The sequence below is a fragment of the Oligoflexus sp. genome, assembly GCF_035638955.1.
GTDB lineage: Bacteria > Bdellovibrionota_B > Oligoflexia > Oligoflexales > Oligoflexaceae > Oligoflexus.
Map to the genome: position 1 here is coordinate 1 of NZ_DASQYZ010000212.1, position 13,804 is coordinate 13,804.

Here is a 13,804-nt window from a genome sequence, read left to right on the forward strand (position 1 = left end):
ATAGGACCGTGTTTTTCTATAGACTTCGATCTGTTCTTTAACCGTTGCGATGGATGGTGTCTGCATTTCGGATCTCCTTTCGTTTCGGAGATCTTCGTGGATGGCTCAGCTCAAGTCACGAATCGTTGCGGAAAGGACACGATTCAGCACTCCAATAGCCAATTCAATTTTTTGCTCGAAAATCCGATAAAACTTAGTTCTTTCCGAGAACTCGGTGCAGAAAATAAGGATTGTCGAATGGTAAAGAGATTGTTGGTAAGTAGCGTGATGCTTCTTTGCGCGTGTCACACCAAAACGTCAAGGGAATCGCTAGCGCAAAGACCCTCTGGTAATCTTGATCCTTCGCTCTATACGATCGAGGCTATACTCCTTGAAAATTCCGACATCGGACGAACTTCACCCCCGCCTTATAGTGGTTCTTGGGTAGGTGGCGGCGGGACCTTTGAAAATACTTTGGATTCCGGGGTTCGTTATAGGATGTCTCTGACTCCCTCGAACAGGAACAAGGATCAGCAATTTACGCTGACTTATTCTGGCAAGACAGTTACGAGTCCGGTCCTGAATTTTAGCGACTGCGATTTTACGGCGGATTTGGGTTATGAATCGACTAGCTTTCATAAAATGAAAGTCTATTTCATCTTTAATTCCGTACAAAATACACTGAGGCGCGTTGGATTATCTTCGCCCGAAGCAGATCTGACTGCTGCAATCTGTGAAAAAGTAGAAGCTAACAGTGATGCAAAAGTGGTCTATGTTTCGTCGAGTTCTGATCTGAAAATTCAGAGTCAGGGCAAGCTTGTCTTGCCTCACGTTGCATCCAAAGATCAATCTGGGATCCGACAAACTTTCAATTTCTATCCAACACTGACAAACAAGCAGGAGATCAGCGTTATATCCAAAGCAGGGACTTTTCCCTACCAGGTATCCTTAAAGTATTGCGTTGATTATTTCACGAAGATAGGTGCTGATGTGAATACCTTGGGTTCAGAATACGTTGAGCTTTCGGTTGAAAGTTCTTTGACTGATCAAGGATATTCCTGCTGCAGTGTAGATGGCGCGTGTTCACCGGTTACCAACTAATAACTAATTTTTCAGCAGTGAAGAGTGGCGGCCCCACCTGGAATCGAACCAAGAACTATCCCTTAGGAAGGGACCGTTATATCCATTTAACTATAGGGCCATCGAGACATGGAAAGGGGCCTGCTCGAGACCCCTTTGACTTCTAGTAACAGCTTAGGAAAGGATCAGCAAGGGGTCTTCCAGGTAAGCGGCCAGAGTCTGTAGAAATGTGGCTCCCACAGCGCCGTCCACCACCCGGTGATCGCAGGACATGGTCATGGTCATCCTGGGCTGGACTTCCACCGCACCCGCTTCATTGACCCAAGGCGTCGGGATAGTCGCACCGACGGCGAGGATCGCGGCCTGGGGGGGATTGATGATGGCGGTAAAATGCTCAATGCCCATCATGCCAAGGTTCGAGATGGAAAAGGTCCCACCCTGGTATTCATCAGGCTTCAGGGAACTGGATTTGGCTCGGCCGATCAGATCCTTGGTCAACCGCGCTATATCACGCGCACCCAGCTGGTTGGCATTGCGAACCACAGGCGTAATCAAACCATCCTGGATAGCAACGGCAACAGCTACGTGAGCCGCCCCATAACGGCGGATGAAATCACCCTGCCATGACGAATTTACTTCAGGATGCTTCATCAAGGCCCGTGACACCGCTAAAACCAAAAGATCGGTAACGCTGACTTTAGGCTGTTTTTGTGCTTCAGCATCAGCATTCAAGCGCTGGCGCCAGGCATTCAGATTGGTCATGTTAACAGAACGGGTCAGATAGAAATGCGGCGCTTCGTTTTTACCCGCGAGCAATCGCTTGGCAATCGTTTTGCGCATCATATTCACAGGAATATCCTGATCACGAAACTGCGGCAAAGGCATTGGTTGAACCGGACCAGCATCCTTGCCAGGAGCCGGAGCCGCTGCCTTGGGTGCTGCGCCGCCGGATGACAAAGCCTGCTCCACATCACGAATCACGACGCGACCGTTCGGCCCCGAACCTGAGATCTGGCGCAAATCAATATGTTTCTCTTCCGCCACTTTTTTGGCCAAGGGCGAAGCGCGCAGACGCTCATCCGAAGACGCTGCGGATGCAGCTGCGGGCGCTTGGGCCGGAGCTGGTGCAGGCGCAGCAGCAGGTGCTGATGCTTTCGCCGGAGTCGGCGCAGCTGCCGCCTTGGGAGCCTCAGCCTTGGCTGGCTCAGCTGCAGGCGCTTTCGCCTTGCCACCCGCCTTACCCACATCAAAACTTTCACCCTTCTCCCCGATCACACAGATCGGATCATTCAAGGCACAGGCTTTCCCAGCCGGCACCAGAATTTTCAGCAATGTACCTTCAACGGGAGAATTGTATTCCATCGTGGCCTTGTCGGTTTCGATCTCGACAAAGGCCTCGCCTTCCTTGATAAAATCGCCTTCTTTTTTCAACCAGGCAGCGATCCCACCTTCTTCCATGGTATCGCTAAGCTTGGGCATTTCTATGACTTCAGCCATAACACTTCCTGCTGCATTTTAGAGGTAAAGAGCTTGTTTCACCGCTGCCACAATGCGTTCCACAGAAGGCACGACGCGCTCCTCCTGAGCCTCGTTATAAGGCATGGGAACAAATTCATTGGTCACGCGACCGACCGGAGCATCCAGGTCGTCGAAGCATTCCTTCTGAACGCGATCAGCGATCTGGGAACCCACGGATCCAAAACTCCAGGCTTCCTCGACGATGACCAGACGGTGTGTTTTACGGACGGAAGCAAAGATTAAATCTTCATCCAAAGGCTGGAGCGTACGGGGATCCAGAACCTCGGCCGAGATACCTTCCTTGGCCAGCGCCTCGGCGGCTTCCAGGGTTTTATGCAGGACTTTATTCCAGGCGATCAACGTAACATCCTTGCCTTCGCGCTTGATGTCACCGACGCCCAAAGGAATAAGATATTCCTCATCCGGCACTTCACCCTTCATGCCGTACATCATCTCGCTTTCCAAAAACAGCACCGGATTATTATCACGAATCGCTGACTTCAAAAGACCTTTGCCATCGTAAGGCGTGGAACAGGTCACGACTTTCATGCCGGGAATATTGGTGATCATCGGTTCATAGGCCTGGCTATGCTGAGCCCCGAGCATGTGCGCCGCTCCATTGGGACCACGGAACACGATGGGCATATTGAATTGCCCGCCGGACATATAAAGCATTTTCGCAGCGTGATTGACGATCTGATCGAAGGCCTGGATACCGAAGTTCCAGGTCATGAATTCGATAATCGGCCTTGTGCCCGACATCGCAGCACCCACGCCCAAACCAGCAAAACCGGCTTCCGAAATAGGAGCATCCCACACGCGGCGCGGACCAAAGCGATCCAAAAGACCTTTGGAAACCTTGTACGCACCATTATAAAGACCAACTTCTTCGCCCATCAGAAACACGTTCGGATCGCGTTCCATCTCTTCGGCCATCGCTTGGCCCAGGGCTTCACGAAATGTTAAAACTGCCATTGCAAGTTCTCCTTCCCCATATCAAGGAACCAGTACGTGGTCCCACAGCTCTTCGATGGACGGCTCGGGTGAGTTGTCCGCGAAATCCTCGGCCGCCTTCACCTTTTCCTTGGCCTCGACATCCCAGGCCTTGAAATCGGCTTCCGCCGCCAGCTTCTGCTCGCTCATATAGCGCTCGAGCTGCATGATGGGGTCGCGATTTTTTTGATAATCTTCAACTTCCTCTTTGGTCCGGTAGGTTCCCGGATCCGAGACCGAGTGACCACGATAACGGTACGTCAACGCCTCAAAGAAATAAGGCTTATGATCCTTGCGCATCTGCTCGACAATATTTTTCACATGCTCATGGACGGTGATGACGTTCATGCCGTCGACATCCGATTGAGCCATATCAAAGGCGAGGGCACGCTTCCAAAGCGCATCCACTGATGTGGTGCGGCGGATGTCAGTGCCCATGCCGTACTTATTGTTTTCGACGATGAAAAGCACCGGCAGATCCCAGGTCGCAGCCATGTTCATGGCTTCGAAAAATTGACCCTGGTTAGTCGCGGCGTCGCCCAGATAGCAAACGCAGATATCGTCTTCATTGCGATAGCGAATGGAAAAGCCTACGCCCGCTGCCAATGGCGCCTGACCACCCACGATGCCATGACCACCAAGGAATCGACGATCCTTGCTGAACATGTGCATCGACCCGCCCTTACCGCGACAACAGCCGTCCACTTTGCCAAAGAGCTCGGCCATCACCGCTTCCGGTGTGATGCCTTTACCAATGGCCTGCGTATGAGAGCGATACCCGCTGAGCATGTAGTCGGTGTCACGGAGAGCACTCTGTACCCCCACGGCCAAAGCTTCCTGGCCGATGTGAAGGTGACAGAAGCCGGAAAACTTCTGCTTGGTGTAGGCCAGGCCTACACGCTCCTCAAATCTACGGAACAAGGCCATGTCCTTGTACATCTTGACAAGGAGATCCCGCTCCAAGGGAGTCTTCTTCTTCGCAGTCATTTCTCACCCTTCAAAACTTGAGATCTTGTAAATTTACGAAAATATCTGGGCTTTTATGCTGTCTTTTTGGATAATGGCGCCAAAAAAAACAGCAACCTGCTGCTTTTACACCAAACAGCAGGTTGAAAAAATACATTTCAATGAAAGCGACGGAAGGCGATCGTCGCGTTTGTGCCTCCGAAACCGAAGGAATTCGACAGAGCGACAGCGACCTTTTTTTCAACAGCTTCGCGTGTCGTATAGTCAAGCGGACAGTCAGGATCCGGCGTTTGGAAGTTGGCCGTCGGCGGGACCAGACTGCGATGAATCGTCAGAGCGGTATAGACCGCCTCGATACCACCAGCGGCGCCGAGGCAGTGCCCCGTCACACCTTTGGTCGAGGAAATAGCCAGTTTGTAGGCATGCGAGCCGAAGAGGTCAAGGATCGCTTCCGATTCATACTGGTCGTTGATCTTGGTCGAAGTTCCGTGGGCATTGATATAGTCGATATCTTCCGGCACGAGGCCTGCTGCATCCAGTGCCATCTTCATGCATCGACGTCCACCTTCTCCCCGCTCACGTGGGGCGGTTATATGATGTCCATCACCCGAAAAACCGTAACCAATCACCTCGGCGTAAATTTTCGCGCCGCGTTTTTGAGCGCTTTCGAGTTCTTCAAGAATCAAAATTCCCGCACCTTCACCCATTACAAAACCATCGCGGTTGAGGTCGAAAGGTCGTGAGGCGTGCACAGGATCATCATTGTTTGTGCTTAGGGCTTTGAGTGCGGCGAAGGAAGCAATCCCGAGCGGACTGATCGCGCTTTCCGCACCCCCGCAAACCATGACATCGGCTATGCCTTCACGAATATATCGGAATGCTTCACCGATCGCATGGGTGCCACTTGAGCAGGCTGTGGCAGGACAAAGATTGGGACCACGCAATCCATACTGAATGGACACATAGCCCGCTGCCATATTGGGTATGGCATAAGGAATAAAGAAAGGCGAAATCCGTTTCTCACCTTTTTCCAAAAGAATTTTCGTGGATTCTTCAATGTCAGCAATGCCGCCCATGCCAACACCGATGACACAGCCATTGCGATCCTTATTCACATCCAGCGGAATGCCGCTATCTTTGATCGCTTCATGAGAAGCCATGGTGGCAAATACTATAAAACGGCTGAGTCGATTGAAATCTTTCGAATCGATCACGCCTTCGGTTTTGAGATTCTTGACTTCACCGGCCACCTGAACCCGTTGTCCGGTGGGATCGAATAGGGTAATTCGGTCCGTTCCTGAACGACCAGCGACGGCATTTTCCCAGGCTTCCTGGACATTGTTACCTGTTGGTGCAACGATTCCCAAACCTGTGATGACAACTCGTCTCATGTCTCCACCTTCAAGCTGTTGAATGGCTATCGCCTCGACCCGGCTGAACCCTCATCCAAGAGTGTCCCAGTCATATCATGCTTGCAACGGCTCGACCAGCGATCAGTTGTATGCTTTCACCCGTAGTCTGGGCGCATTTTAGCACGCCTCCGGAAATTCCTTAAGACGGGAATATGACGCAAATCAAAGATGGATTCCGAAGGTGGGAGTCGGTTTTTTTGGTAGACCATAAAGGCACCAAACGCCGTCATGAGAAGATGCGGCAACCAGGCACCCAGTGGTGCGGAAAGCATACCTTTCTCACTCAGGAATTTAAACGACATCATACCGATATAACCAACCACTATCGTGAGGCTCGCGCCCATAAAAGCGTTACTCTTTCCGCGCCGCTCATCCTGAATACCCAACACCAGGGCAAAGAGTGCAAATGCGAAACACGCAAACGGCATGCTCATTCTTTGATGATAAAGAAAGCGCGCTTTAAACCAGGTCTCGCGATCCTTGGGCTCTTTGCTGTCCTTCAACGAGTCCACGAAGCGGCCCAAGTCAGCCGGTGCGTAGCCGCGGTAATCATCTTCCGTCGAGCCGGGTCCGAAAATCTGCTCGCGAAAAATCGACAGGAGATCAAGTTCTGCACGTTTGAATTTGATCACCGATACATCATCATTATCGGCTTTGGTGGTGTAGATGATTCCATAATCAAACGACATGCGTAAATCGCCTGTTTCCACCGAGCCCGTGATGGCTGCGGCCGGCGCCAGGAGGGTAAAATGCTGAGTATCCGTGTTATGTCCAGGACCGAGCATCACGTTTTCAAAACGCGTGCGATCGGCCGAGATATGTTCGGCGTAAAGCACATAGCCCAGAAAGTCATCGAGAAAAACTCCAGGCTTCATTCGGTAGCGAATCATGTTATCAAGTTCATTCTGAGTTTTTCGATGATAGAATTCCAAGGTTTCGCGACGTCCCCAGGCTTCGAAGTAGACTGATCCCAGCAAAGCGATCATGTAAGCGACAAACGTTACAGCTAAAACAGGGCGTAGCGCACGACGCAAGGAAAATCCTGAGGCGAGCATGGCCGTGAACTCGCCATCAGCGGAAAGCCGACTGAATGCTAAAAGGATGGCAAACATAATCGAGATAGGTACAATGATGGAAATAAATGGCATGAGAATAAACAGAAACGGCAAGAGCAGGTTTTCCACGGAAAGCCCGAAGGTCACCAAAATTTCTGATAAGCGAACCAGCTGCGATATCACGATCACAGCACTCATGACGCAAAACACCGTCACGAACTGCGGCATGATTTCCAGAATCAAGTAAAAAAAGAGAGTGATAACGCAACTCCTATTCGGCTCGGCCCAATATTATCTCGGATTGCGCTCTTATGAGCAACAACGCAGAGTTTGCAATAGTATCCAAGGCCGTGTAAAAAATCTGCTGATCCTGTATAATAGGCTGATAACAGCTCAAACCGATCCAATCATAAAAAAACCTTTATAAGGTAGAGGGATAAGAGTGTCAAACTCCCATACTACTTGCCGGGGCCGGCTCTATTTTTCTCTTCTGTGGCTGGCGGGCTGCCTGGCTTGCCAGCAATCGTCGGCCCAAAAAGGCGATGATACCACCACGCCTCCTGCCGTTGCGGAAGCGAGCAAACCGCAAAGCCTGACAACTCTGCCGGTTGAACTGCCTGAATGGAGTGACACAGAAGCGGCTCCTCTGTTGGCTGGTCGTCCCGTCACTATCGTGCCTCAGATTCAAAATCAAATCTCCCGTTTTATTCGGAACGGCGGCAGCCCGATTGCGGCATTGGTCATGGTCAATGTCAAAACGGGTGAAATCCTCGCCATGGCTCAGGGTGCTCAACCCGGCAAATGGGGTTCAGAAACGCACTCGGCTCTGCATATTGGCTTCCCAACAGCCTCGCTTTTCAAAACTGTCGTAGCCGCCACTGCCTTTGAGATTGCGGATTTGGATACGGATGAGACCCTGAGTATGTTCGGTGGTTGCTCGCATGTGCATCCGCGTGGCATCTGGCCTAACGTGGAAAGCCGCAATCCTAACCAAGGTCTGAGTCTACGCCGAGCTTATGGTAATAGCTGCAATGGTTTCTTTGCCAAACTCGCCGTCAATCGGATCGGTCTAGGTCCCATTTTGAATATGGCTCGCAAGTTGGGCTGGAATCAGTCGCTGGCGGCGGATTTTATGGTGCCACCGAGTCCATTGCGTGAACCCAAGGCCACTTCGTCGAGTATTCATACGATCGGCAAGTTCGCCGCCGGTTTTGGCGCCGTTTCCATTTCTGCTGTGCACGCGGCATGGCAGGAAGCGGTCATCGCCAACAACGGCATGTCGATGCCCATGCGCCTCTTCAAAGATACCGCCCCTTCGAATGCCAATCAGGGAATCCGGATTTTGGAAGAAACCACAGCCATCAATTTGAAACGCATTATGGATTCAACCGTGATGGACGGAACCGCCAAGCACGCCTTCAGCCGTGGACGTTTGCGCCTTTTGCGAACCGAAGTGGGTGGCAAGACCGGAACACTGACGGGCAATCATCCCCAGGGTTTGACAACATGGTTTGCTGGCATCTATCCCCTGGAAGATCCGGAAATTGCTGTGGCAGCGGTCGTGATGCTGGAAAATCTTTGGAAATTCAAGGCCACGAATCTCGCAGCTGAATCCATAATGGCCTATTATGATTATCGCAACGGTCCGGACAGCCCTATGAAAACCGCGCGAAAATCCGCCTCCCATGAAAGAGCGCGATAAGTTTAAGAAAGCTCGGAACGCCCTCTTCGAAAATTTGGATGGCCTTTAGCGAAAGATGGGCTTTGCAGTCCCTTATGGCTTTTGTTAGTCATGAGCGACCGTTACAGCATCCTTTCCAGACCTCGATGAGGAGAGTTCCATGAGTTCGCAATACTCGATCCCTGTCGTCGATCTCCATGACTATCTGCACGGCACAGCAGAACAAAAAGACCAATTCATCAAAAGCGTCGGCAACGCGCTGCGGGAAGTCGGTTTCTTTGCTCTGACCAATCACACCGTAAGTCCTGAGCTGATCCTCGACACTTACGCTCAGACTGCCGAACTCTTTGCCTTGCCCGAGGCCACGAAAAAATCCTATGAAGTGCCGGGACTCAAAGGCCAGCGCGGCTACACTTCGTTTGGCAAGGAACACGCAAAAGATTCCAAGTCCCCTGACTTGAAAGAATTCTGGCACGTCGGCCAGGAACTTTCTGCGGCCCATCCACGCTCGGCGCATTATCCTCCGAATGTCTGGCCCTCGGAATTGGATGAGTTTCAGCGCGTGATGGTCGATGTTTATCGGCGCTTGGAAACAGCGGCATTTGCCATTCAGGAAGCATGTGCGCTCTATATCGGCGAAGAAAAATTTTCGATTCGTGATACTGCGATTGATGGGAATTCCATATTGCGTTTGATCCATTATCCGCCGGTGCCTGCGGATCGTGATCCGGGCAGCATTCGGGCTGGCGCTCATGAGGACATCAACCTCATCACGCTGCTGATCGATGCCACGGCGTCTGGTTTGGAAATCCTGGATCGACGCCAGCAGTGGGTCCCGGTCACGACTCCCAAAGGCTGTATTATCGTCGATGCGGGCGATATGCTGCAGAATCTGACCAACGGTTTCTTCAAGTCGACCACCCATCGTGTGGTCAATCCTGATAACAGCCGTGAGCGTCGTTATTCAGCACCATTCTTTGTTCATGCCAGGGGCGAGGTTTCTTTGAACCCGCTGGCTTCATGTATTGAAGCCACGGGCGGCAAGCAGATTTATCCGAATATCACAGCCGATGAATACCTGATGCAGCGTCTTAAGGAAATCGGTCTGGCTTAAGCCACACCGGTCTTCTTCGAACTGCGAGGTTTTATCTTCCGCGTCTTTTCTTTTTCTTTTTCCGGTTTCTTATCAGGCTTGATGGTTTCTCCCTTGCCGGCGCTGTCCTGCAGCGTCGTGTCCAGGACCTTCAAGTCTGTAGCAATCGGCGCAAAGCCTTCGAGCCTGACCCTGAAGCTCAGACGGATTCCCACCTCAATCTTATCCTTGCCAATGACTTTCAAATCATGGGGAAAGAACATGATGGTGGAGCGCTGCAGACTGGCATCATCAACCGTGAGCCAGCCCAAACGTTCAGGATTAAAGTAGCTCACAGTTCCCGCATAAAGATGATCATGCGAGGCTTCGCCGATAACGAGGGAACCCCTCTTACTGATGGCATCGATGGCTTTTTGAATGACATCCTTTTTCGGATCATCCTGCTGCAGCAGGATATAAAGCATGTGCTTGGCCCGCGTGCAGGCCACATAAAGCAGGCTGGCCATGATTGGATTCGTCAGAGGCATATTGTATTCGCTGAGGTTGCCGATGATGCCCACCGAAGTTTCAAGGCCTTTGAAGGCTTGAATGGTCGACACGGCTACCGTTCGATCCGTACGCGGCGCTTTCCGATCATGACCGATATCAAAAAGGTCATAATTGCCTAATTTTTGCACATTTTGAAGGAACGATCCTTCCTGAAAGGGGCGACGGGCGGAGAGGAGCGTCAATTCTTCACTGCGCAGTCCTTCCTGCTCACAGAGGCGTGTGATCAGCTCCTGGAGTTTGGTCTGGGCGTCGGCACTATCCTTGTAAAGAACGAGTTCAGGGATATACCCCAGGCGTCCGGAATGGCTATTCAGGATCTGCCGGCCGGTTCGGAAGTTGCGTGAGAAGGTCGAGATTTCCTTGGTGGTCCGATAGTTGTTCACCAGCGGGAAATAGGGGGTGCTGATCGGCAGAACATCTTCCGGCACAAAATGACCTTCGGAAGAGCCGGAACCGAATACACCCTGGCTCCGATCAAAGAAGATATAGAAATGACTGTCAGGACTGGTCAGCGACGCCTCGATGGATTCCCACCAGAAGGGCTGCACGTCCTGCGCTTCATCGCAGAGCAGAACATCAAAGCGCTTGCTTGATTTCAGGATGGATGCCTTCAGGCGTTCGGGCCCGACATACTGAATCCAATCTTCGCGGCTGCCTTCATAATCAGGGGCGCGCTTCAAAATATCGACCCCAAAATCAGAGGCAAACTCCGCATAGGTTTGCACTTCAATGCGGCTGCCAACCGTTTCTCTCATGTACTGATTCAAAACCGGATTCGGTGACAGCAGCAGCACCTTCTGTCCCAGGTCACGAAAGTGTTTGGCCAAAGCCATGGCCAGCATGGTTTTCCCGGTTCCGGCCTCACCTTCAACAGCCAGGCGCTTGGTACTCACCATGGGCGAAATCAGAGTATCGTGGATATGCTCCACATCCTTGACCTTGCCCTCATGCTGGTCAATGTAATCGCGGATATAGAGACGACTCGTGTAATGCGAACCGCGCAGGATCTTATCCACTGCATCTGCCACATCATCGAACTGCAGAAAACGTGCAGGCTGCGCTGCGGTCACGGCGTTGACAAGGGCTTCCTCCAGGTTCTCAAGGCGCTGGCGACCGATGAGGAGCATGTTTTCCACGTCCGGACGATCCGGGAAATCCTGCTCATGAACCGAAGGCAAACATACCATGTGGGTCATGGGAAGTTTGACGTTTTTCTTTTTCAGATACCTCAGAAAACGGCTCTTCCAGTTCAACGCCTGGGCGAAGGGGTTTTTGATGGAAAAGCGTTCCCCGAAACGATTTTCGGTATGAAACTGCTGGCTATCCGGATCATAGGAAATACGGCCGCCCTTGACTTCCAGAATGATCAAACCAAAGCGCGGATGATAGAGGACGAAGTCGATTTCGTTATCGGTCAGACCCTGATCACCTTCGATACTGGTTAGGGTACAGGAATAGTAGATGCTCCAGTCGCTGCTGAGCATTTTGCAGTGCTGATAAAATTGTTCTTCCGCCTGGCTGGCGAAGATAACACGGACCTTGTCTGTATTGGGATAGAGTCTGGCCATCAGGATTCGCCTCAGACGCGGATTGCGCCAGACTTAATGATACAAGATATGGTCCAGATTGGGGAGGTGGATAACGGCCTAATGCGGCTGGGGAAAGGTGCAGGATGTCTGTTAGGTTTCTTGACATCCTGAGCGCACGACGTCGACAGCTGCCCTTGAAGTCTGGGAGGGGGAAATCGCGCCGAAGAAGGCGCAATTTCTCGCGGCTATCTCTTAGTTATAGTATCCAGTCATTGCTGAAGTGCAAGACTTCGCCGCAGTTCCCCAATAGCTCGATACACCGTCACGAGTGAGTTTTTTAAGGCTATACATCGACTTGATCAAGCGGGTCGTGCTGCTCAAGAGTCTTTCAACCTTTTCGTCTTCATCGTCCACGTTTTCGCGCAGGATATAGTCGTACATCACGGTACACGCCGAATGAATATCGCTCGAGAGGAACGAAGGCATATCAGCAAACTCTGGGATCAACACGGATGGGTTGATAGGCTTGGGGTTCAGGGAAACGACTGTGCCCGAGCTATCTTTCATCGGTGTGAAAGCTAAGGTTTCCTCTGTATCGAATTCGGAAACACGGCCCGAGGTATCAAAATAAGCCGAGCCCGCGCGGAGATAAGTTTTAGTGCTGGCCGCTGTCGCAACCAGACTGTTTTTCGAAGCAGCGAAATTCTTTTTAAGCCACTGCGAGCGGGTCAAAGGCTCTTCTTCAAAGGCCGGGTCGAGAACCCATGGTTCCTGGCTGGAATTTCGCAGCTGAAGTAGCGGAGCCACGTGATAGCTCCATGTGACTCGACTCGTCGGCTGCAGGTAGCCCGTCACGTAATGTGCGGAGCTAGGAATTCCTTTCGCTGCCAATTCCAAAGACATATAAAGCGAACGCGCATAGCAGCCATCTTCAATAAATGTAAATGGAATATAGTCGATGGCTTTTACGATCGAGAAAGCTTGAGCGGCTTGCTGCTGGGACACAAGGGCACTCGTATCACTGGTTTGCTGGGTTTGTTGACCGCAAGCTGTCAGCGTCAGTAAACTGAAAAACAAAAGTTGTTTGCGCATGGGAATCTCATCCTGTTGAAGTATTTGGTACTGACTACTTAGCCAGTGCCTGGCCGGTTTGTCCAATCAAAATTTGGCAAAAATCCAAACGCTTGCTCAAGGAGACCAAACAACTTTGTCACGTCGTGCACGAAATTTTGTATTTATTTTTCCTGTGTCTGTATTCGTAGACAGCTTGGTGGGAAAGCCTTGGAAGGGAAACAAAGAAATGGTGGCGGAACGATTTTACGCCTTGGGCAGAGATGATCGGCGTTCATTGACACTGCAACGTGGGGCGTCCGAATAATGGAGAGATAGCGCTTACAGGTTGCATTGAAGTGCGGGCTTGCAGGAAATGCGTGGAGCTGAGTCGCATGCGTCCCAGGTCCTTCCTGAATGGGTTTTACCGCTCGCCTTTTACCTCGCAGAGCCGTGCTTTGCGGAATTACCGAGCGTGCAATACCCCACTTCTCTATGACCCCGCTGTGCAGATTCTAATGGGGGTGCTCTGCAACAAACAAAACCCGGCGCAGTCACTTCGCGCTGCGGGGACCGGCCGGGAGGGCGCGGTCCGAAAACACGTATCGCCGCGCGCGAGCACCCGGCAGGGCGGGACCTGGCGGCCCCGGAACGCATGGGGGTGCGGGGTCCGTCGGTCACCTCCCGATGCAGAATTCTGCCGGGGTTGCCGGCCAGGATGCAGGGGACGCGGTCCCGTCGGTAACTTCCCGATGCAGAATTCTGCCGGGGTTGCCGGCCAGGATGCAGGGGACGCGGTCCCGTCGGTAACTTCCCGATGCAGAATTCTGCCGGGGTTGCCGGCCCGGATGCATGGGACGCGGTCCCGTCGGCCACCTCCCGATGCGGAGTCTGCCGGG

The 13,804-nt window shown here is 52.0% G+C and carries 11 protein-coding genes and 1 tRNA gene; 3 read left to right on the forward strand and 9 right to left on the reverse strand.

Going from position 1 to position 13,804, the window contains the following annotated elements; genetic code table 11:
- The coding region (locus VE954_RS19495; RefSeq protein WP_324955831.1) for a hypothetical protein at positions 1 to 1,080 on the forward strand (1,080 nt) is incomplete at its 5' end.
- Positions 1,081 to 1,105: 25 nt separating this feature from the next.
- Here VE954_RS19495 and VE954_RS19500 read toward each other — a convergent pair.
- The 6 genes from VE954_RS19500 to VE954_RS19525 form a co-directional block, all read right to left on the reverse strand.
- Positions 1,106 to 1,180 (reverse strand) — tRNA-Arg (locus VE954_RS19500).
- 53 nt (positions 1,181 to 1,233) lie between these two features.
- Positions 1,234 to 2,556, reverse strand: a complete 1,323-nt coding sequence (locus tag VE954_RS19505) for a pyruvate dehydrogenase complex dihydrolipoamide acetyltransferase (RefSeq protein WP_324955833.1) — start codon at positions 2,554 to 2,556, stop codon at positions 1,234 to 1,236.
- An 18-nt stretch (positions 2,557 to 2,574) separates the two neighbouring features.
- Positions 2,575 to 3,552 (reverse strand): pyruvate dehydrogenase complex E1 component subunit beta, encoded by a 978-nt coding sequence (locus VE954_RS19510; RefSeq protein WP_324955835.1) that lies wholly within the window; start codon positions 3,550 to 3,552, stop codon positions 2,575 to 2,577.
- A 21-nt stretch (positions 3,553 to 3,573) separates the two neighbouring features.
- On the reverse strand, positions 3,574 to 4,557 hold the full coding sequence (pdhA, locus tag VE954_RS19515; protein WP_324955837.1) for a pyruvate dehydrogenase (acetyl-transferring) E1 component subunit alpha: 984 nt from the start codon (positions 4,555 to 4,557) through the stop codon (positions 3,574 to 3,576).
- A 137-nt stretch (positions 4,558 to 4,694) separates the two neighbouring features.
- Positions 4,695 to 5,927: a beta-ketoacyl-ACP synthase II gene (fabF, locus tag VE954_RS19520; protein ID WP_324955839.1), complete on the reverse strand. Its 1,233-nt coding sequence runs from the start codon at positions 5,925 to 5,927 to the stop codon at positions 4,695 to 4,697.
- Between the two features lie 116 nt (positions 5,928 to 6,043).
- On the reverse strand, positions 6,044 to 7,246 hold the full coding sequence (locus tag VE954_RS19525) for an LptF/LptG family permease (protein ID WP_324955841.1): 1,203 nt from the start codon (positions 7,244 to 7,246) through the stop codon (positions 6,044 to 6,046).
- 199 nt (positions 7,247 to 7,445) lie between these two features.
- Here VE954_RS19525 and VE954_RS19530 point away from each other — a divergent pair, with 199 nt between their 5' ends.
- Together VE954_RS19530 and VE954_RS19535 are read left to right on the forward strand one after the other, a co-directional pair.
- Positions 7,446 to 8,705 carry a penicillin-binding transpeptidase domain-containing protein gene (locus VE954_RS19530; protein ID WP_324955843.1) on the forward strand — a complete coding sequence of 420 codons (1,260 nt, stop codon included), beginning with the start codon at positions 7,446 to 7,448 and terminating at the stop codon, positions 8,703 to 8,705.
- 139 nt (positions 8,706 to 8,844) lie between these two features.
- Entirely contained in the window at positions 8,845 to 9,798 is a 954-nt protein-coding gene (locus VE954_RS19535) for an isopenicillin N synthase family dioxygenase (RefSeq protein WP_324955845.1), read from the forward strand.
- On the opposite strand, the gene VE954_RS19540 is transcribed toward VE954_RS19535, so the two are convergent.
- The 3 genes from VE954_RS19540 to VE954_RS19550 form a co-directional block, all read right to left on the reverse strand.
- Positions 9,795 to 11,894 carry an NERD domain-containing protein gene (locus tag VE954_RS19540; protein WP_324955847.1) on the reverse strand — a complete coding sequence of 700 codons (2,100 nt, stop codon included), beginning with the start codon at positions 11,892 to 11,894 and terminating at the stop codon, positions 9,795 to 9,797. The two genes, VE954_RS19535 and VE954_RS19540, sit on opposite strands and share 4 nt — an antisense overlap.
- A gap of 213 nt (positions 11,895 to 12,107) precedes the next feature.
- Positions 12,108 to 12,947 (reverse strand): protein-glutamine glutaminase family protein, encoded by an 840-nt coding sequence (locus VE954_RS19545; RefSeq protein ID WP_324955849.1) that lies wholly within the window; start codon positions 12,945 to 12,947, stop codon positions 12,108 to 12,110.
- Positions 12,948 to 13,582: 635 nt separating this feature from the next.
- On the reverse strand, positions 13,583 to 13,804 hold a 222-nt coding region (locus VE954_RS19550; protein ID WP_324955851.1), incomplete at its 5' end, for a hypothetical protein.

Bases quoted from the DNA above. Each gene is read 5' to 3' on its own strand.
- VE954_RS19505 (WP_324955833.1), bottom strand. From the start codon at position 2,556: ATGGCTGAAGTCATAGAAATGCCCAAGCTTAGCGATACCATGGAAGAA.
- VE954_RS19510 (WP_324955835.1), bottom strand. From the start codon at position 3,552: ATGGCAGTTTTAACATTTCGTGAAGCCCTGGGCCAAGCGATGGCCGAA.
- pdhA (WP_324955837.1), bottom strand. From the start codon at position 4,557: ATGACTGCGAAGAAGAAGACTCCCTTGGAGCGGGATCTCCTTGTCAAG.
- fabF (WP_324955839.1), bottom strand. From the start codon at position 5,927: ATGAGACGAGTTGTCATCACAGGTTTGGGAATCGTTGCACCAACAGGT.
- VE954_RS19535 (WP_324955845.1), top strand. From the start codon at position 8,845: ATGAGTTCGCAATACTCGATCCCTGTCGTCGATCTCCATGACTATCTG.
- VE954_RS19540 (WP_324955847.1), bottom strand. From the start codon at position 11,894: ATGGCCAGACTCTATCCCAATACAGACAAGGTCCGTGTTATCTTCGCC.
- VE954_RS19545 (WP_324955849.1), bottom strand. From the start codon at position 12,947: ATGCGCAAACAACTTTTGTTTTTCAGTTTACTGACGCTGACAGCTTGC.